The following is a 19,418-nucleotide window of genomic DNA, read 5'->3' as shown; positions in this document are numbered from 1 at the left end:
GCCCCGGTCATCCCGGGACCCGGACGGGCGGGTGTGTCAGGCGTGTCCGGCGAGCTCGAGGAGCTCGCGCGCGTGCTGCTGCGCGGCCGAGGAGTCCTCCAGGCCGGCCAGCATGCGGGCCAGCTCGTCGACGCGGTCCTGCCCCGTGAGCCGGACCACGGAGCTGCTCGTGACGTTGCCGTCGTCGTCCTTGAGCACGCGGAAGTGGTGCCGCGCGAAGGCCGCGACCTGCGGCAGGTGGGTCACGGCGAGCACCTGGGCGTTCTCGGCCAGCACGGCGAGACGGCGACCCACCTCGACCGCTGCCCGACCGCCGATGCCCGCGTCGACCTCGTCGAAGACCAGCGTAGGGACGTCGGAGCGGTCGGCGAGCACGACCTCGAGCGAGAGCATCAGGCGCGAGAGCTCACCACCGCTCGCCCCCTTGGTGAGCGGTCGGGGGGCGGCGCCGGAGTTCGCGGCGAAGAGCAGCTCGACGGTGTCGGCGCCCCACGGCCCCAGCTCGGCCGTGCCGATCTCGACCACCAGGCGGGCGGACTTCATCGACAGCGCCTCGAGCTCCGACCCGACCTCGGTCGCGAGCCGCGCTCCGGCCTCCGTGCGGACCTCGGTGAGCCGGGCCGCCAGCTGCAGCAGCTCGGCGTGCAGGGCGTCGCGCTCGGCCTCCAGCGCGGCGACGGTGTCGTCATCAGCCCCGAGGTCCAGGACCCGGCGCCGCGCGTCGTCGGCCCAGGCCAGCACCTCGTCCAGCGAGGGCCCGTACTTGCGCTGCAGCTGACCGAGCCGCGAGCGGCGCTCCTGGATCGTGGCCAGACCGGCCGGATCGAGGTCGACCGACGCGAGGTAGCCCGCCAGGTCGGCCGCGAGGTCGGTCAGCGAGACCGAGAGCTCGCCCACGCGGACGGCCAGGGCCTCGAGCTCGGGATCGTGGGCCGCCTGGGCGTCGAGCTCGGCGGCGGCCTGCGCGGCCAGCGGCGCGGCTCCCTCGGGCCCGACGGCCTGCTCGACGTCACCCGTCAGCAGGTCGTGCGCGACCTGCGCCGCCCGAGCCAGGGACTCCGCGTGCGCCAGCCGCGACTCCACGGCCTCGAGCTCGGCGTCCTCCCCCGCCACCGGGGCGACCTCGTCGATCTCGGCCAGTCCGTGCTCGGCGGCGTCCAGCTCGCGCGCCCGTTCCTGGGTGGCGGAGCGCAGACGCTGGAGCCGGTCGTCGATCTCGCGCCACCGCCGGTGGGCCGGGACGTAGCGCTCGAGCAGGGTCGCGACCGCGGGGCCGGCGAAGGCGTCGAGCGCGGCCCGCTGGTGAGCCGGGCGGCCGAGCCGGTGCTGGTCGGACTGTCCGTGCACCGCCACGAGCTCGTCGGTCAGCTCGGTCAGGAGTCCGGCCGGCACGGAGGTGCCGCCGGCGTAGGCCCGCGAACGGCCCTGGGCCGAGACGGCCCGCGCGATGACGAGCTCGTCGTCGTCGACCGCTCCCCCGGCGTCGTCGACCTTGCCGGCCAGGCCGGCGCGCCCGGCGACGTCGATGATGGCCTCGACCCGTGCCTGGTCCGACCCGTGGCGCACGAGACCCGCGTCGGAGCGCTCGCCCCGCAGCAGACCGAGCGCCGTGACGACCATGGTCTTGCCCGCGCCCGTCTCACCCGTGATGACGGTGAACCCGGCGTCGAGCGGAAGCTCGGCGTGCTCGATGACGCCGAGCGATCGCAGCTCGAGATGGCGCCACATCAGGCGCCACCCCCGGAGTCCTCGTCGACGACGGCGGCCATGCGACGCGCCGCCTCGCCTCGCCACCCCTCGACCGGGAGGTCGAACTTGCGGACGAGCCGGTCGGCGAACGTCGCCTCCCGCAGGCGGGCCAGGCGCACGCTGTGGGCGCCGCGGCGCACCTCGACCCGGGCGCCTGAGGGCAGATCGGCAGCACGACGTCCGTCGCACCAGAGCACGCCCTCGCCCCGCTGGTCGACGATCTCGATCGCGAGCGTCGAGTCGGGTGAGACGACCAGGGGCCGGGCGAACAACGCATGGGCACTGATCGGCACCATGAGCAGCGCGGCCACCTCGGGCCAGACGATCGGCCCACCGGCACTGAAGTTGTAGGCCGTGGACCCCGTCGGGGTCGCGCAGACGATGCCGTCGCACCCCCAGCGGGAGACGGGCCGACCGTCGATCTCGACGACGAGCTCGACCATGCGCTCCCGGGACTGCTTCTCGACCGTCGCCTCGTTGAGCGCCCAGTTGCGGGCCACGACGTGCTTGCCGACCAGCACCTCAACGTCGACGGTGAGGCGGTCCTCGACGGTGTAGGTGCGGTCGATCACGCCGCGGACGACGTCGGCGGCGTCCTCGGCGTCGGCCTCGGCCAGGAACCCGATGTGGCCCAGGTTCACGCCGAGGATCGGGGTCTCGTGGTCGCGGCACATCTCGGCCGCCCGCAGGATCGTGCCGTCACCCCCGAACACCACGGCGAGCTCGCAGCCGGCCGACGCGGAGGTACCCGGATCCACGGGATCCATGTCGGTCAGCCCGGCTGCTCCGAGCCGCGCTGCCTCCGGACCGAGCACACGGATGGCCATGCCGGCGTCCTGCAGCTCGCGAGCGACCGAGACCGCCAGGGTGTCGGCCTCCAGACGGCTTCCGTGCGTCACGACCAGGACGGTCCTCATGAGCCCACCTCCAGCGGGCCGTCGGCGACGGCCCGCTCGGCCGCGACGGGGTCGACCGGGGCGGCATCGGTGCGCAGCCAGCAGAAGTACTCCACGTTCCCGGCCGGCCCGGGCAGCGGGCTGGGAGCCAGGGCACGGGTGCCCCACCCCTCGACCTGGGCGGCGTGGCAGACGTCGATCACGGCCTGCGCGTGGAGCTGCGGATCTCTCACGACCCCATTCTTGCCCAAGCGTTCACGTCCGACCTCGAACTGCGGCTTGACCATGAGCACCAGGTCGCCGTCGGACCGCGCGCACGCGGTCAGTGCGGGCATCACCAGGCGCAGCGAGATGAACGAGAGGTCGGAGACGACGAGGTCCACGGGACCCCCGATCGTCTCGGGCGTCAGGGTCCGGACGTTGGTGCGGTCGTGCACGTGGACCCGGTCGTCGTTCTGGAGCTCCCACACGAGCTGGCCGTACCCGACGTCGACGGCGACGACCTCCCGCACCCCGCGGTGCAGGAGCACGTCGGTGAACCCGCCCGTCGAGGCGCCGGCGTCGAGACAGCGCCGACCCTCGACCGTGAGGCCCTGGGGCTCGAACTCGGCCAGCGCGCCGAGGAGCTTGTGCGCTCCGCGAGAGGCCCACGACGGCCCCGCGGGCTCACGCACCACGACGGCGGCGTCGGTGCCCACCTGGGTCGCGGCCTTGGTGGCGACGGAACCGCCCACGGTCACCGCGCCCGACTCGATGAGTCCGGCAGCCTGGTCCCGCGACCGGGCGAGTCCGCGGCGCACGAGCTCGGCGTCGAGCCGCACGCGTCGGGTCACGGCGATTCGGGCACTTCCGCGCGACCTGCCTCCGCGAGGGACGTGCGCACGACCTGGTGGATCGCGTCGAACACGACGACGTGCTCGGTGACCGGCTGGTCGGCCAGCAGGGAGAGGGCCGACAGCGCCTCGTCGATGGCGGCGTGCCCGGTCGGCTCGACGGCCGGTGCGACCACCTCGTCGGACACCTCGCTGCCGTGCTCGATCGCGTCGTTCATGCCCTCATCCTCACATCCGGGACGGTCGCCGGGGTACCTCGGTCGCGTGTCGCCCACGCCAGGGCCACGATCGCGCGCAGGGCCGGGACGCTGTCCTGATCGGCGCCGTTCACCTCGATACGGCCGCCCACGACCTCCGCCGTCGCCGGGCCGCACGTCGCGCGGTCCTCGTCGACCTCGACCGGCGGGTGCACCGCGAGCAGACCTCGCAGGTCCGCAGCGACGTAGCCGGGGCGGGCTCCGACGGGCAGGCAGGCGATCTCGTCGAGCGTGCCGACCCCGGTGAGCACGACCATGCTCTCGATGTCGGCGCCGATGGCTCCGTCGATGTCGGTGTCCGGGCGGTCCCCGACCATGAGCGGCGACGTCGCACCGGTGCGGCGCTGCGCCTCGTCGTAGATGGGGCGCTCGGGCTTGCCGGCAACGACCGGACGGGTGCCGGTCGCGAGGGAGACGGCGTTCACCATGGCGCCGTTGCCGGGCGCCAGGCCCCGCGGGGTCGGGAACGTGAGGTCGGGATTCGAGGCGAACCACGGCAGGCCGGCCGTCACGGCGTAGGAGGCCTCGGCGAGCTCGCTCCACCGGACGTCGATGACCCCGCCCTGCACCACGGCTCGGGGTTCGTCGGAGAGGGCCGCCACGACCCGGAGGCCGGCGTCCTCGAGCGCGGTACGCATGCCGTCGGCGCCGGCCAGGAGCACGGCAGCACCGTCGCCGACCTCGCGACGGACGAGCTCGGCGACGACCTGCCCGGCCGTCACGACCGCCTCGTCGTGCAGCTCCAGCCCGAAGGATCGGAGGTGGTCGGCGACGTCGGCGGCCGACCGCGTCGCGTTGTTGGTGAGGTACGAGACCGAGGGTTCCAGGGAGCCGATCGCCTCGACCGCGTGCGGTACCGCGTCCGGTCCGACGTACACGACGCCGTCGAGGTCGAGCATCACGAGGTCGTGGGCGTCGGCAAGAGAAGACGATGCGCTCGTGGAGAGTCCGTGGCCCCGTGTCATGGGGACGAGGCTAACGAGCCGGCGGCTCCGGCCTGACACGGCGGCATGCCGTGAGGTCGACGCCCATGAACGACTGCGCTCCCCCAGCACCCCGCGCGAAGCGCCGGCGGAGCTCACCCGACACCTCGACCACGTCGCCGGACGACAGACGCCCGACCGTGCGGCGCAGGGCCGCGGTCCACGCCGTCAGCTCGATGGTGTCGACGGTCGCCTTCGACCGCTTGCGGGCCGCGGCACTGCGGGGAACCACGAGCCGCAGGCTCACGAGCTCGTCGCCGCTCGGCAGCACTCGTGTCTCCGGGTCCCCGGACACGCGTCCGCGAAGTCGTACGTCGTTGATCGTCGTCTCGTCCATGCTCCGAGCCTGGACGTGCCAGTGCCCCGCCGCCACACGCCTCGAGGACGTTGTGGACGACGGGGTCCTGGGGACATCGGTGGACGTCAGCGGGGCGGAGCGGTCACTCCAGCTCGGCGACACGCTCCTCGGCGTCCGTGGCCTTCTCGCCGTCGACCGCGACCGTGCGGTGGAACCACTCCACGGCCTCCTCGCGGCGTCCGGCCTCGGCCAGGGCGTCGGCGTAGGCGTAGCGCAGGCGTGCCACCCACGGCGCGCGCGACGCCGAGCTCAGCGGCTCGGTCTCGAGCAGACGGATCGCCGCCTCGACCTGACCGAGGTCACGCCGGGCACCGGCGATGACGATGCTCAGCTCGATGTTGCCGGCGTCGTCGAGGTTCTTGCGGACGTCCGCCGTGTCGTAGGCCAGCGCCTTCTCGGGGCGACGGAGTGCGCGCTCGCAGTCGGCCATCATTGGCGCGTACATCTGCTGTCCGCTCAGCCGCTTGGCAGCACGGAACTCCGCCAGTGCCTCGGAGAACTTCCCGGCGGCATAGGCGGTCTCGCCGCAGGCCTCACGGATCAGGGCGTTGCGGTTCGCACGAGCCTTGGCGGCCAGGGCGTGGAGGTACGCGGTCTCGGGATCGCTGGCCATCAGCAGGCCGGCCATCACGAGGTGACGCGAGACCCGCTCGGCCAGCTTCTCCGGCAGACCCTGGAGCGCCTGACGAGCGTGCTTGTCGAGATCCTTGGCGCTGATGTCGTCAGGGATGTCGGGGCCGTCGTAGATCTTCTGGTCGGCGGAACGCTCTTCGCGACCCGGGCGCTCACGCCACGGGCGGTCGCCTCCGGCACCTTGGGGCCGGCCTCCCTGGGAACGGCCTCCGCCTGACTTGCCGCCGCGGCCTCCGGTGCCCTGCTGGCGACGGTTGTCGGCCGGACGGCCTCCCTCGGAGCGCTCGCCCGAGCGACCTCCGGAGGACGAGCGACGATCACTGCCGCCGCTGCTGCTGCCACCGGCGCGCGGGCGGTCTCCACCGTGCGAACCACCGGGACGTCCTTGGCGATCGCCACGTCCTGGACGGGAATCCACCATTGTCCTACCTCCGAAATTGCAGATGAAATGCAGCGAGGCCGCTCCCGAAGGAGCGGCCTCGCGCTAAAAATTGTCCGGCGACGTCCTACTCTCCCACACCGTCTCCAGTGCAGTACCATCGGCGCTGAAGGGCTTGACTTCCGGGTTCGGAATGTAACCGGGTATTTCCCCTTCGCCATGGTCGCCGAAACTCTATTGAGCTGACAAAACCAAGCGAGACGCTGCCACCGATCAATGATCGGCGCAGTTCTCATGGTTCCCGGCCGTAGCTCAGGAACCTCACAGTGGACGCGACTTCGTAGTGGTGAAACAAGCCCTCGGCCTATTAGTACCGGTCGGCTGCATGCATTGCTGCACTTCCACCTCCGGCCTATCAACCCAGTGGTCTGCTGGGGGCCTTACCTGGTTAATCCAGTGGGTAACCTCATCTTGAAACGTGCTTCCCGCTTAGATGCTTTCAGCGGTTATCACTTCCGAACGTAGCTAACCAGCAGTGCTCCTGGCGGAACAACTGGCACACCAGAGGTTCGTCCACCCCGGTCCTCTCGTACTAGGGGCAGCCTTTCTCAAGTTACCTACGCGCGCGGCGGATAGGGACCGAACTGTCTCACGACGTTCTAAACCCAGCTCGCGTGCCGCTTTAATGGGCGAACAGCCCAACCCTTGGGACCTGCTACGGCCCCAGGATGCGACGAGCCGACATCGAGGTGCCAAACCATCCCGTCGATATGGACTCTTGGGGAAGATCAGCCTGTTATCCCCGGGGTACCTTTTATCCGTTGAGCGACGCCGCTTCCACATGCCAGCGCCGGATCACTAGTCCCGACTTTCGTCCCTGCTCGAGCTGTCACTCTCACAGTCAAGCTCCCTTGTGCACTTACACTCGAAACCTGATTGCCAACCAGGCTGAGGGAACCTTTGGGCGCCTCCGTTACATTTTAGGAGGCAACCGCCCCAGTTAAACTACCCATCAGGCACTGTCCCTGATCCAGATAATGGACCTAGGTTAGATATCTAGTACAACCAGAGTGGTATTTCAACGTTGACTCCACCTGAACTGGCGTCCAAGCTTCACAGTCTCCCACCTATCCTACACAAGTTGAACCAAACACCAATACCAAACTATAGTAAAGGTCCCGGGGTCTTTCCGTCCTGCCGCGCGTAACGAGCATCTTTACTCGTAGTGCAATTTCGCCGAGTCCATGGTTGAGACAGCGCCCAAGTCGTTACTCCATTCGTGCAGGTCGGAACTTACCCGACAAGGAATTTCGCTACCTTAGGATGGTTATAGTTACCACCGCCGTTTACTGGGGCTTAAGTTCTGTGCTTCGCTTGCGCTGACACGTCCCCTTAACCTTCCAGCACCGGGCAGGAGTCAGTCCGTATACGGCGTCTTTCGACTTAGCACGGACCTGTGTTTTTAGTAAACAGTCGCTTGGGCCTGGTCTCTGCGACCTTCAACGCTTCTAGGAGCAAGTCCTATAACGAATCCGGTCCCCCTTCTCCCGAAGTTACGGGGGCATTTTGCCGAGTTCCTTAACCATGGTTCACTCGATCACCTTAGTATTCTCTACCTGACCACCTGAGTCGGTTTGGGGTACGGGCGGCTCTGAATCTCGCTAGATGCTTTTCTCGGCAGCATAGGATCACTCACTTCGACTAAAACGTCTCCGCATCGGCTCTCAGGCATGTGAGTGACGGATTTGCCTATCACTCGCCCTACGACCTTGCCCGTGGACTACCATCGCCACGGTTGAGCTACCTTCCTGCGTCACACCATTGCTTGCTTACTACCAGATCGGGTCGTGCGCTCTGCCGGCCAGTGACTCCGAAGAGTCTGAAGGCCGGTTTCGGGCACTTAGCATCACTGGATTCTGCATGGGCGATTCAATGCCGGTACGGGAATATCAGCCCGTTGTCCATCGACTACGCCTGTCGGCCTCGCCTTAGGTCCCGACTTACCCAGGGAAGATTAGCTTGACCCTGGAACCCTTGGTCATTCGGTGGAGGAGTTTCTCACTCCTCATTCGCTACTCATGCCTGCATTCTCACTCGTGTGGCATCCACGGCTGGGTTACCCCGCCGCTTCGCTCGCCACACGACGCTCCCCTACCGATCCATACGGCTGGACCACGAAGGCCTACCTATTATATGAATCCCATAGCTTCGGTGGATTGCTTGAGCCCCGCTAAATTGTCGGCGCGGAATCACTTGACCAGTGAGCTATTACGCACTCTTTCAAGGGTGGCTGCTTCTAAGCCAACCTCCTGGTTGTCTCTGCGACTCCACATCCTTTTCCACTTAGCAATCTCTTTGGGACCTTAGCTGATGGTCTGGGCTGTTTCCCTCTCGACTATGAAGCTTATCCCCCACAGTCTCACTGCTGCGCTCTCACTTATCGGCATTCGGAGTTTGGCTGAGTTCAGTAAGCTTGTAGGCCCCCTAGCCCATCCAGTGCTCTACCTCCGACAAGAAACACGCAACGCTGCACCTAAATGCATTTCGGGGAGAACCAGCTATCACGGAGTTTGATTGGCCTTTCACCCCTATCCACAGGTCATCCCCCCAGTTTTTAACCTAGGTGGGTTCGGTCCTCCACGCGGTCTTACCCGCGCTTCAACCTGCCCATGGATAGATCACTCCGCTTCGGGTCTAGATCCAGCAACTCAATCGCCCTGTTCGGACTCGCTTTCGCTACGGCTACGGCTCTACGCCTTAACCTTGCTACTGAACGCTAACTCGCAGGCTCATTCTTCAAAAGGCACGCTGTCACAGTTCCGAAGAACCGCTCCAACGGATTGTATGCACATGGTTTCAGGTACTATTTCACTCCCCTCCCGGGGTACTTTTCACCTTTCCCTCACGGTACTAGTCCGCTATCGGTCATCGAGGAGTATTTAGGCTTAACGGGTGGTCCCGCCAGATTCACACCGAATTTCAGGGGTTCGGTGTTACTCGGGGTGACGCAAAAGAGCCATGAGCTTACGTGTACGGGGGTCTCACCCTCTGTGCCGCGACTTTCCAGTCGCTTCAACTTCACTCATGGTTTGTGACTCTTTGCTGATTCGGCAGAATCGGCCATGCGGCCCCACAACCCCCCAGTGACAACGCCTGCCGGCTATCACATCACTGAGGTTTAGCCTCTTCCGGTTTCGCTCGCCACTACTTCCGGAATCACGGTTGTTTTCTCTTCCTGTGGGTACTGAGATGTTTCACTTCCCCACGTTCCCTCCAAACGCCCTATGTGTTCAGGCGCAGGTACCTGGACTTTCCTCCAGGTGGGTTTCCCCATTCGGACATCCCCGGATCACAGGTCGGTTGTCACCTTCCCGGGGCTTTTCGCAGACTCCAACGTCCTTCATCGGCTCTCGATGCCAAGGCATCCACCATGTGCACTTAGTAGCTTGTTGTTCATTACTACAAAGATGCTCGCGTCCACTGTGAAGTTCTCAAGATACGGCCGGTACCGTCCCAATGATCCACGCCTACGAGCTGGTGCTCGTGGTTCGAGGGGTGGGCGGTCCGAGAGATCAGCGTAAAGCCTGATCCCTCAGGACCCAACAGTGTGCCTGATTCGATGACGTCGTGCTCCGAGGTTCCGTCCTGGCAAGCCAGGTGTACTGGCGGAGGTTGATCATCACCGAGCCAAATAGTCGACGTCCACTAGTGAGCTGCACTGCGCAAGACATTCGCCTGCGATCAGCGCGCCTGGACCAGGTCCGAAGGCCTGGCCAGTTGCTCCTTAGAAAGGAGGTGATCCAGCCGCACCTTCCGGTACGGCTACCTTGTTACGACTTCGTCCCAATCGCCAGCCCCACCTTCGACGGCTCCCTCCACAAGGGTTGGGCCACCGGCTTCGGGTGTTGCCGACTTTCATGACGTGACGGGCGGTGTGTACAAGGCCCGGGAACGTATTCACCGCAGCGTTGCTGATCTGCGATTACTAGCGACTCCGACTTCATGGGGTCGAGTTGCAGACCCCAATCCGAACTGAGACCGGCTTTTTGGGATTCGCTCCACCTTGCGGTTTCGCAGCCCTTTGTACCGGCCATTGTAGCATGCTTGAAGCCCTGGACATAAGGGGCATGAAGACTTGACGTCATCCCCACCTTCCTCCGAGTTGACCCCGGCAGTCTCCTATGAGTCCCCACCATTACGTGCTGGCAACATAGGACGAGGGTTGCGCTCGTTGCGGGACTTAACCCAACATCTCACGACACGAGCTGACGACAGCCATGCACCACCTGTATACCGACCACAAGGGGGGCTACATCTCTGCAGCTTTCCGGTATATGTCAAACCCAGGTAAGGTTCTTCGCGTTGCATCGAATTAATCAGCATGCTCCGCCGCTTGTGCGGGCCCCCGTCAATTCCTTTGAGTTTTAGCCTTGCGGCCGTACTCCCCAGGCGGGGCGCTTAATGCGTTAGCTGCGGCACGGAGACCGTGGAAGGTCCCCACACCTAGCGCCCAACGTTTACGGCATGGACTACCAGGGTATCTAATCCTGTTCGCTCCCCATGCTTTCGCTCCTCAGCGTCAGGTAATGCCCAGAGAACCGCCTTCGCCACCGGTGTTCCTCCTGATATCTGCGCATTCCACCGCTACACCAGGAATTCCGTTCTCCCCTGCATCCCTCTAGTCTGCCCGTATCGGAAGCACGCTCAGGGTTAAGCCCTGAGTTTTCACTCCCGACGCAACAGACCGCCTACGAGCCCTTTACGCCCAATAATTCCGGACAACGCTCGGACCCTACGTATTACCGCGGCTGCTGGCACGTAGTTGGCCGGTCCTTCTTCTGCAGGTACCGTCACTTTCGCTTCGTCCCTGCTGAAAGAGGTTTACAACCCGAAGGCCGTCATCCCTCACGCGGCGTTGCTGGATCAGGCTTTCGCCCATTGTCCAATATTCCCCACTGCTGCCTCCCGTAGGAGTCTGGGCCGTGTCTCAGTCCCAGTGTGGCCGGTCACCCTCTCAGGCCGGCTACCCGTCGTCGCCTTGGTGGGCCGTTACCCCGCCAACAAGCTGATAGGCCGCGAGCTCATCCTCCTCCGCCGGAGCTTTCCACTTCCTGCCATGAGGTAGGAAGTCATATTCGGCATTAGCCATCGTTTCCAATGGTTATTCCGATGAGAAGGGCAGATTGCTCACGTGTTACTCACCCGTTCGCCGCTCGTGTACTCCCGAAGGAGCCTTACCGCTCGACTTGCATGTGTTAAGCACGCCGCCAGCGTTCGTCCTGAGCCAGGATCAAACTCTCCGTTGAAGTTTTTCCCAGCCGAAGCTGGGTAACAACTTGAGTTGATACTGACAATTTTGATTGCTGACAATCTAATTGTCGGAATTGTCCTCGACGACATTGGACCGAAGTCCTCCGTCGACGGGGGTTTTGTACTGATAATTCGTCGACTTTTGGCACACTGTTGAGTTCTCAAGGATCAGACGCTCACCTGCGGTTCACCCTGGAAGGGCTACCCGCTCGGGGCAACTGTTCTAACCTACACGCTCTGTCTCCGCCCGGTCAAACCGGGTTCGTTTCCCGTGTCACTCTCCGTTGTCAGCGGCCAGTTTCCGGATCTGCCCCAGAGTCAATGCTCCGGGAGGCGTTCCTGGCGTTGGCCGTTTCGGTTTGAGTGGCTGCTAGCTCCGATCGCCCGGCGTTCCCGCCTTGCGCTCCGTCGTGCTGAGCAACAAGAAGAACATTACGCGGCTGTTTCCCGAACCGTCAAATCGAGATGGCGTGACGCCGGTCACAGAATTTCACGGATGTAGTTTCACGCCTGCAATTTGGCGCTTTCCGCGCCGGACGACGAGCCAGGAACCGTGCAGCGGCGTGGTGGCGCCCAGCGTCTGCTCCGGATCGTCCACGCGCACGTTGTTCACGTAGGCGCCCCCCTCGGTCACGGCGCGACGGGCCGCGGAACGGCTGTCGGACAGTCCGGCCGCCACCAGGGCGTCCGTGATGGTCGCCTCCGCCGACAGCTCGGAGACGCCCGCGCCGGCGAGGGCCGCCGCCAGGGTCGACTCCGGGAGGTCCTCCAGCTGCCCTCGCCCGAACAGGGCCGTGGCGGCCAGCTCGGCGGCGTCGGCCTCTGCCTCCCCGTGCACGAGCGTCGTGAGCTCGCGGGCGAGCCTGCGCTGGGGCAGGCGGCGTCCCGGGGCCTCGGCGTGCTCGGCCATCAGGGCGTCCACCTCCTCGACCGGCAGGAAGGTGAACTGCTTGAGGTACTCCCCCACCTTCGTGTCCTCGGCCTGGATCCACGCCTGGTGGAACGCGTAGGGGCTCATGAGGTCCGGATCGAGCCAGATCGTGCCGGACTCCGTCTTGCCGAACTTGGTGCCGTCGGCCTTGGTGATGAGCGGGGTGGCCAGTGCGTGGGCCTTGCCGCCGTCGGAGCGCCGGATCAGCTCGACGCCGGCCGTGAGGTTGCCCCACTGGTCGCTGCCGCCCGTCTGCAGCACGCAGCCGTGTCGGCGGTACAGCTCGAGGAAGTCCAGCGACTGCAGCAGCACGTAGCTGAACTCGGTGTAGCTGATGCCGGACTCGAGGCGACTGCTGACGACGTCGCGGGCGAGCATCCGGTTGACCGGGAAGTGCTTGCCGATGTCGCGCAGGAAGTCGATCGTGTTGATCTGGCTGGTCCAGTCGAGGTTGTTGACCACCGTGGCCGCGTTCTCGCCCTCGAACGAGACGAACTGCGAGACCTGCTCGCGGATGCGTTCGACCCAGCCCGCGACGGTCTCGGGGCTGTTCATGACGCGCTCGCCGGACTGCTTCGGGTCGCCGATCAGCCCCGTCGAGCCGCCGACCAGGACGAGCGGGCGGTGTCCCGCGAGCTGGAGCCGCCTGGCGGTCAGGAGCTGCAGCAGGTTGCCCACGTGGAGGCTCGGCGCCGTCGGGTCGAATCCGACGTAGTAGGTGATCGGTCCGTCGTCGAGTGCCGCGCGCAGGGCGTCGGCATCGGTCGTGTGCGCGAGGAGGCCGCGCGCGTCGAGGTCGTCGAGGACGTGGGTCATGCTCGCGAGACTATCGAGGCGCGCGCGGGGATCGGCGGTAGGCCGAGACGGTCGGGTCGCCGGCGATCCAGAAGCGCCAGGGCACGTCGGCAGCGAGCGAGACGCCGACGCGAGGGCCGGCCACGACGTCGGGGTCCTCGACGCGCTCGCCGAGGCCGAACCCGTCCCCCTCGGTGACGGGCGTGCCGAGGTCGGCCAGCGTGATGCCGAGCGCCTGGGCGAGATTCCCTGGCCCGCGGGCCAGGCGTGGATCGGCGACGGGGCCGCGACGCTCGCGCGCGAGCTCGAGGCCCTCGACGACGCGGCCCGCCCTGAGCAGCACGGCGGCCGCCTGCTCGGTGGGTCCCGTCACGACGTTCGCGCAGTGGTGGATCCCGTATGAGCGGTACACGTACAACCGGCCGGAGGCGCCGTACATGATCTCGGAGCGTGGCGTGCGCGTGAAGGCGTGGGAAGCCGGGTCCTCGGTGCCGCCGTAGGCCTCGACCTCGGTCAGCACGACCGTGACGCCGTGGGCGGTGAAGGTGCGCCCGAGCAGCTCGCGGGCCCGCACGTCCACCGGGCCGTCGAGGCGGACCCGAGCCGTTGCGTCCATGCCCCCACTGTGCCGGACACTGGACAGGTGGAGACGAAGCGCCCGGTCCGCGTCGAGGTGACGTGGGGGCACGCGGACGACGAGCAGCTGCTGCGGCGCGCCGTGGCCACCGCTCTGGGCACCGGCCTCGACCAGGTGGTCGAGAGCCGGGTGTGTCCGGCCTGCGGCGCCAGCGACCACGGACGGCCCGTCGTGCGCCTCGCCGGTCCGGCACCGAGCCCTCGCGCCGGGCACGTGAGCCTCTCGCGCCACGACGACGTCGCGGTCGTCGCGTGGTGCGAGGACGCCGCGGTGGGGGTCGACGTCGACGGCCCCGGCCGCGAGGGATGGGTGCAGCACGAGGCGCGCGGCAAGTGCGCCGGCAGCGGCATCACCGCGCCGCCTCCGGAGCACCTCGTGGCCCGCTCGCTCACGACCCCACCCGGGTGCGTGGCCGCCGTCGCCGTCGACACCGACGGCCCCTGGGAGGTCGTCGTCAGGTGAGCGGCGGCAGCGCCGTGTGGTCGAGCCATGCGCCGAAGAAGTCGGCGCCGTCGACCCCGGTCGTCTCCGCCACCAGGTCGACGAAGTCGTCGGTCGTGACGTTGGCGTGCCGGAACCGCTCCGACCAGGTGCGCAGCAGCTCGAAGAAGGCCTCGTCGCCGAGCCTGAGTCGCAGGGCGTGGAGCATGAGCGCGCCCCGCTTGTAGACCCGGTCGTCGAACATGTCGTCCGGCCCGGGGTCCGACAGCACCAGGTCCTGACGCAGGCCGGACAGGAGGTCGTGGTGCTCCTGCGCCTGCGCGTCTGCCGTGAGCCCCCCGGACTCCTCCGACCAAAGCCACTCCGCGTAGCAGGCGAAGCCCTCGTGCAGCCAGATGTCGCGCCAGTGCTGCAGCGTCACGCTGTTGCCGAACCACTGATGGGCCAGCTCGTGCGCGATGAGGCGCTGGGCGGCCCAGTCGCGATCGGCGAGGTTCGACCCGAAGATCGACAGGCTGTGCGCCTCGAGCGGGATCTCGAGCTCGTCGTCGGTCACGACCGCCGCGTACGTGTCGAACGGGTACGGGCCGAAGAGCCGACTGAAGGCCTCGACCATCGCGGGCTGGTCGCCGAAGGCGTCGGCGACCTGGGACTTGCGCCCCGGCGGGCACCAGGTCGTGAGCTCGACCCCGGCGGCCTTGCCCGTCAGCGCCACGTAGCGACCGACCTGCACCGTGGCGAGATAGCTGGCCATGGGCGACGACTCCGTGTACGACCAGCGGACCGTGCTCCCCCGCCGACGCGTCTGGCCGGCTCGACCGTTCGCGACGGCGGTGTAGCCCTGGGGCACCGTGATCTCGAAGCCGTAGGTGGCCTTGTCGTCCGGCCGGTCGTTGCACGGGTACCAGCTGGGTGCCCCGTGCGGCTGCGAAGCGACGATCAGGCCGTCGGCGAGCTCCTCCCAGCCGGCCTCGCCGTCCGGCCCGGGCATCGGCTGCGGCGACCCGTGGTAGGCCACCTGGACCGTGAAGTCGGTGCCGGCCGGGATCGTGCGCCGGGGCCTCACCACGAGTCGGTGCTGGCGCTGCGTGAACTTGGCCGGGGCGGCGCCGTCGACCTTGATCTTCGAGACGCGCAGCCGGTAGAGGTCGAGCGCGAAGTCGTCGAGGTCCTCGAGCGCGTGGCAGGACAGGGTCGCGACGCCGGACAGCGAGTTCGTGACGAGCACGATCGTCAGGTCCAGGTCGTAGTGCCGCACGCGGAACGTCGGATCACCGTGGTGCGGCACGTAGACGTCGTTGCCCCGGGGGCCCCGCAGGCGACTGAGCGGACCCCTCATCCGGCATCGACCCACGGGCCGATGGGGTTGCCGATCCAGCGGGTCTTGGCCGGGACGCCCTCGCCCCGCATCACGAGCGAGACCGGTCCGACGGTGGCGTGGCGACCCAGCGACGCGGCCGGGAGCACGACGCCGTGAGGTCCGAGGGTGGCTCCCGCAGCGAACCTGACCGTGTCCATGCTGAGTATCCGATCATGGAACAGGTGGGTCTGCACCACGCACCCTCGATTGACCGTGCTGCCGGCGTCGAGCCGGACGAGGTCGGTCTCGGGCAGCCAGTAGGACTCGCACCAGACGCCGCGCCCGATCCTTGCGCCCAGCGAGCGCAGCCACGCGTTGAGCAGGGGCGTCGCCAGGACGTGCCGCGTGAACCAGGGTGCGGCGACGACCTCGACGAAGGCGTCCGCCAGCTCGTTGCGCCAGACGAACCCGCTCCACAGCGGATGACCGCCGGCGCGCACGCGACCGACGAGTGACCACTTCGCGAGCGTCGACACGGACGCCGCGAGCAGGCCCGCGCCCGCGAGCACCAGGCCGCCCACGAGCGCTGTGACGCCGACCGACGTCCGGTCCAGCAGGAGGAGCAGCGCGGCGACGACGAGCACACCGATCCAGGCCGACACCCAGACCGCGGTGATGCGACAGGTCTCGACGAGCGCCCGCAGGACCCGCAGACGTCGCGCCGGGGCGAACGTGCGGGAGGCGTCGCTCTCGCCCGCCGACCGGCGCAGCTGCGTGGGAGGGCTGCCGAGCCACGAGGACCCCGCCTTCGCGGTGCCGCGTCGAGGAGCCGCCGACAGCACGGCGACCAGCCCGCCCTTCGGCACCTTGCGGCCCGGAGCGGTCATCCCGGAGTTGCCGACGAAGGCCCGGCGACCGATCTTGACGCGTTCGACCCGCAACCAGCCACCGCCGAGCTCGTACATCCCGAGCATCGTGTCGTCGGCGAGGAAGGCGCCGTCGTTGACCGTGGTGAGGCTCGGGATCATCAGCACGGTCGACGCCTCGACGTCGTCGCCGATCTTGGCGCCGAGCAGCCGGAGCCACGTCGGGGTGAGGAAGCTGGAGTAGAGCGGGAAGAGCCAACTGCGGGCCTCGTCGAGCACGCGAAGGACCGTCCACGCGCGCCAGGCCTGCGAGCCGTGGATGGGATGCGTGCCGGGCTGCAGGCCGTGCGACTGCAGCCGCACGACGGCGATGATCGCGCCGGCGAGGAGCACTCCAGCGGCGAGGGTCACGAGAGGCACCGCGATGCCCGCCGTCAGCAGCGCCGACCCGAGGTCGTCGGGGAACCCCGCGACGGCGACCCAGGCCAGGGCAGCCACGGCCACGCACAGACCCGGAAGCGCAGCGAGCGCAGGTGCGGTCACGGCGTACGCAACCATCCAGGCGGGACTGCGGCGGGCCTTGGTCGACACCGCCGGACCTCGCGCCGGGCCGACGGCCTCCGCCGGCGCCCCGGACCAGTACTCGCCCTCGGGCACCGGTCCGAACACGGCGGATCCGGGCGCGATCTCGGCGCCCGCCCCGACGCTCGCTCCCCCGGCCAGCGTGCTCCGGGTGCCGACCCGGGCGTTCTTGCCGACCGTGACCCGACCGAGGTGGAACGTGCCGCCGTCGACCCAGTGGCCGGCCACGTCGACCTCGGGCTCGAGCGAGCAGTGCGCACCGAGCGTCAGCAGGCCCGTCACGGGCGGGATCGTGTGGAGGTCGACGCCACGCCCCACCGAGCAGCCGAGCAGCTTGGCGTACACGGTCGTCAATGCGGCGGAGGACAGGCTGGTGGCCCCGACCTCGTCGGCGAGCCGTTCGGCGAACCAGACCCGCACGTGGGTGGCCCCGCCTCGACGATAGGTGCCCGGGCGCACTCCGAGGAGGACGGCGCGGACGAGGGCGGCAGCCACGAGGATCCGGCCCGGCGGCAGCACGAGCAGGACCCAGAGGACCGCCACCCAGGCCCAGGACAGGTCCGGCAGCCACGCCGCGTCGAAGGCCGACCGGGCGGCGAGCACGCCGACCCCCGTCCAGGCGAGCCACCGCAGCCCGCCCACCGTCCGGGCGACCACCGTGGCGACCGAGAGGGCGATCTGCGACCCGACCGGCACGGGGTGGACCGTCTCGTTGGAGCGCGAGTCGCGACCGCGCAGCGACTCCAGCACCGTGGCGAGGTCGCCGAGCGTCGGGTGCTCGTAGACGTCCGCCACGGTCAGCTCGGGGACCTCCTCGCGGACCCGCGCGACGAGCTGGGCCGCTGTCAGGCTCCCGCCGCCGAGGTCGAAGAAGTCGGCGTCCGCCCCGTCGGGGCTGGCCCCCAGGAGGTCGCGCCAGATCTGGGCCAACCAGGTCGCGCCCGGACCGAGATGGGCCGTGGCCGACTCGTCCGCAGGGAGCGGCCACGGCAGCGCGTCGCGGTCGACCTTGCCTGACGTGCGCGTGGGGATCGTGTCGACCTGGGCGAGCCGCGGCACGAGGGCCGCCGGCATCGTCGCCCGCAGGTGCTGGGTCGCCGCGGCGCTGTCGAACGCGTCGTCGACGCGCACGTAGCCGACCAGGACCGTGTTGCCGGCCGCACTCTTGCGAATGGCCGCCGCAGCGGCCACGACCCCCGGAAGGCCCAGCAACGCGCTGTCGAGCTCGCCCAGCTCGATGCGGCGGCCACCGATCTTGACCTGGTCGTCGGCCCGGCCCGTGAAGAGCAGGCCCTCCGGGTCGTTCACGACGACGTCGCCGCTGCGGTACGCGCGGTCCCAGCCGAGCGTCGGCATCGCCGCGTACTTCTCGGCGTCCTTGGCCGGGTCGAGGTAGCGGGCCAGGCCGACCCCGCCGATGATCAGCTCGCCGCTCGCGCCCTCGGGCACCGGGCGGCCCTCGGCGTCGACCACCGCGAGGTCCCAGCCGTCGAGCGGCAGACCGATGCGGACGGGTCCCTCGGGACCGAGCCGGGCGCCGCAGGCGACGACCGTGGCCTCGGTGGGGCCGTAGGTGTTCCAGACCTCGCGGTCCGGCGTGGCGAGCCGGGCGCCGATCTCGGGCGGGCACGCCTCGCCGCCGAGGATCAGCAGGCGAACCCGGTCGAGGGCCGAGGTCGGCCAGAGCGACACGAGGGTCGGGACGGTCGAGACGACCGTGATGCCGTTGGCGACGAGCCAGCCGCCGAGCTCGGCGCCGCTCTTGACGAGCGAGCGCGGAGCGGGGACGAGGCACGCGCCGTGGCGCCAGGCGAGCCACATCTCCTCGCAGGACGCGTCGAAGGCGACCGAGAGTCCGGCCATCACGCGGTCGCCCGGCCCGAGCGGGGCGTCCGCGAGGAACCAGCGGGCCTCCGCGTCGACGAACGCGGCCGCGTTGCGGTGCCGCACGGCGACACCCTTGGGCGTGCCGGTCGAGCCGGAGGTGAAGATGATCCAGGCGTCGTCCTCCGTGGTGGGGAACGCCCGCTCGTCCTCCGTGAGCTCACGGGCCGGACGGCGCAGCGCGACCTGGAGCCCGTCACCGACGACGGCGGCGACCGCCGCCTCGCCGAGCACCGTGCGCGCGCGCTCAGCGGGGTCGTCCACGTCGACCGGGACGTAGGCGGCCCCTGCGACGAGGACCCCGGCGATCGCGGTGTACAGGTCGACGGTCCCGGAGTCGATGCGGACGCCCACACGGTCACCGCGCCCGACCCCGAGTGCGTGCAGCTCGTCGGCCAGGAGCGAGGCACGCTCCCAGAACTCCGCGTAGGTCAGGACCTCGGCCCCGTTGTCGACCGCGGGCGACTCGGGGACCGTCTCGGCCGTCGTGCGGAGCACCTCGACGAGAGTGCGGGGCGACGGGGCGGTCGCGGATCGAAGCAGCGGCGAGGCCGCGGGGTCGGTCACCGGCCGATGCTCCCACG

General features: G+C 68.3%; 12 protein-coding genes and 3 rRNA genes. 1 reads left to right on the top strand and 14 read right to left on the bottom strand.

From position 1 onward, the window contains the following. Positions 1 to 36: 36 nt before the first annotated feature. The 12 genes from recN to LO931_RS11790 all read right to left on the bottom strand — a co-directional run bounded on the left by recN (position 37) and on the right by LO931_RS11790 (position 13,740). Positions 37 to 1,728, bottom strand: a complete 1,692-nt coding sequence (gene recN, locus LO931_RS11845; RefSeq protein ID WP_229053799.1) for a DNA repair protein RecN — start codon at positions 1,726 to 1,728, stop codon at positions 37 to 39. Then, positions 1,728 to 2,666 carry an NAD kinase gene (locus LO931_RS11840; protein WP_229053798.1) on the bottom strand — a complete coding sequence of 313 codons (939 nt, stop codon included), beginning with the start codon at positions 2,664 to 2,666 and terminating at the stop codon, positions 1,728 to 1,730. Before LO931_RS11840 ends, recN begins: the two co-directional genes overlap by 1 nt. Beyond that, positions 2,663 to 3,478 (bottom strand): TlyA family RNA methyltransferase, encoded by an 816-nt coding sequence (locus LO931_RS11835; RefSeq protein ID WP_304523508.1) that lies wholly within the window; start codon positions 3,476 to 3,478, stop codon positions 2,663 to 2,665. The genes LO931_RS11840 and LO931_RS11835 overlap by 4 nt, the downstream gene beginning before the upstream one ends. Next, entirely contained in the window at positions 3,475 to 3,696 is a 222-nt protein-coding gene (locus tag LO931_RS11830) for a hypothetical protein (RefSeq protein ID WP_229053797.1), read from the bottom strand. Before LO931_RS11830 ends, LO931_RS11835 begins: the two co-directional genes overlap by 4 nt. Then, positions 3,693 to 4,700: an HAD-IIA family hydrolase gene (locus LO931_RS11825; RefSeq protein WP_229053796.1), complete on the bottom strand. Its 1,008-nt coding sequence runs from the start codon at positions 4,698 to 4,700 to the stop codon at positions 3,693 to 3,695. The genes LO931_RS11830 and LO931_RS11825 overlap by 4 nt, the downstream gene beginning before the upstream one ends. Before the next feature lie 10 nt (positions 4,701 to 4,710). Further along, complete coding sequence (locus LO931_RS11820; protein ID WP_229053795.1) at positions 4,711 to 5,055, bottom strand: single-stranded DNA-binding protein; 345 nt, start codon at positions 5,053 to 5,055, stop codon at positions 4,711 to 4,713. 103 nt (positions 5,056 to 5,158) lie between these two features. Beyond that, the gene (locus LO931_RS11815) at positions 5,159 to 6,130 is read right to left on the bottom strand and encodes a tetratricopeptide repeat protein (protein ID WP_229053794.1); all 972 of its coding nucleotides are present in this window, start codon (positions 6,128 to 6,130) and stop codon (positions 5,159 to 5,161) included. A 72-nt stretch (positions 6,131 to 6,202) separates the two neighbouring features. Then, positions 6,203 to 6,319: ribosomal RNA gene (rrf, locus tag LO931_RS11810) — 5S ribosomal RNA — on the bottom strand. 116 nt (positions 6,320 to 6,435) lie between these two features. Then, positions 6,436 to 9,540 (bottom strand): 23S ribosomal RNA (locus LO931_RS11805). Between the two features lie 336 nt (positions 9,541 to 9,876). Continuing rightward, a 16S ribosomal RNA gene (locus LO931_RS11800) occupies positions 9,877 to 11,394 on the bottom strand. The 16S, 23S and 5S rRNA genes sit together here, the layout of an rRNA operon. 494 nt (positions 11,395 to 11,888) lie before the next feature. Next, complete coding sequence (gene tyrS, locus LO931_RS11795) at positions 11,889 to 13,145, bottom strand: tyrosine--tRNA ligase (RefSeq protein ID WP_229053793.1); 1,257 nt, start codon at positions 13,143 to 13,145, stop codon at positions 11,889 to 11,891. A gap of 10 nt (positions 13,146 to 13,155) precedes the next feature. After that, complete coding sequence (locus LO931_RS11790) at positions 13,156 to 13,740, bottom strand: DNA-3-methyladenine glycosylase (RefSeq protein WP_229053792.1); 585 nt, start codon at positions 13,738 to 13,740, stop codon at positions 13,156 to 13,158. 27 nt (positions 13,741 to 13,767) lie between these two features. On the opposite strand from LO931_RS11790, the gene LO931_RS11785 reads away from it, so the two are divergent. Next, positions 13,768 to 14,223 (top strand): hypothetical protein, encoded by a 456-nt coding sequence (locus tag LO931_RS11785; protein WP_229053791.1) that lies wholly within the window; start codon positions 13,768 to 13,770, stop codon positions 14,221 to 14,223. Here the strand turns inward: LO931_RS11785 and LO931_RS11780 are convergent. Then, on the bottom strand, positions 14,216 to 15,541 hold the full coding sequence (locus tag LO931_RS11780) for a M1 family metallopeptidase (RefSeq protein ID WP_229053790.1): 1,326 nt from the start codon (positions 15,539 to 15,541) through the stop codon (positions 14,216 to 14,218). The genes LO931_RS11785 and LO931_RS11780 overlap by 8 nt on opposite strands. After that, a complete protein-coding gene (locus tag LO931_RS11775; protein WP_229053789.1) occupies positions 15,538 to 19,401 on the bottom strand; it encodes a Pls/PosA family non-ribosomal peptide synthetase in 3,864 nt (1,287 codons plus the stop codon). Before LO931_RS11775 ends, LO931_RS11780 begins: the two co-directional genes overlap by 4 nt. Between the last annotated feature and the right edge of the window lie 17 nt (positions 19,402 to 19,418).

This window comes from Aeromicrobium sp. Leaf350 (assembly GCF_916858655.1).
GTDB lineage: Bacteria > Actinomycetota > Actinomycetes > Propionibacteriales > Nocardioidaceae > Aeromicrobium.
This window is presented reverse-complemented; position numbering and strand designations above follow the sequence as displayed.

Bases quoted from the DNA above. Each gene is read 5' to 3' on its own strand.
- recN (WP_229053799.1), bottom strand. From the start codon at position 1,728: ATGTGGCGCCATCTCGAGCTGCGATCGCTCGGCGTCATCGAGCACGCC.
- LO931_RS11840 (WP_229053798.1), bottom strand. From the start codon at position 2,666: ATGAGGACCGTCCTGGTCGTGACGCACGGAAGCCGTCTGGAGGCCGAC.
- LO931_RS11830 (WP_229053797.1), bottom strand. From the start codon at position 3,696: ATGAACGACGCGATCGAGCACGGCAGCGAGGTGTCCGACGAGGTGGTC.
- LO931_RS11825 (WP_229053796.1), bottom strand. From the start codon at position 4,700: ATGACACGGGGCCACGGACTCTCCACGAGCGCATCGTCTTCTCTTGCC.
- LO931_RS11820 (WP_229053795.1), bottom strand. From the start codon at position 5,055: ATGGACGAGACGACGATCAACGACGTACGACTTCGCGGACGCGTGTCC.
- LO931_RS11815 (WP_229053794.1), bottom strand. From the start codon at position 6,130: ATGGTGGATTCCCGTCCAGGACGTGGCGATCGCCAAGGACGTCCCGGT.
- tyrS (WP_229053793.1), bottom strand. From the start codon at position 13,145: ATGACCCACGTCCTCGACGACCTCGACGCGCGCGGCCTCCTCGCGCAC.
- LO931_RS11790 (WP_229053792.1), bottom strand. From the start codon at position 13,740: ATGGACGCAACGGCTCGGGTCCGCCTCGACGGCCCGGTGGACGTGCGG.
- LO931_RS11780 (WP_229053790.1), bottom strand. From the start codon at position 15,541: ATGAGGGGTCCGCTCAGTCGCCTGCGGGGCCCCCGGGGCAACGACGTC.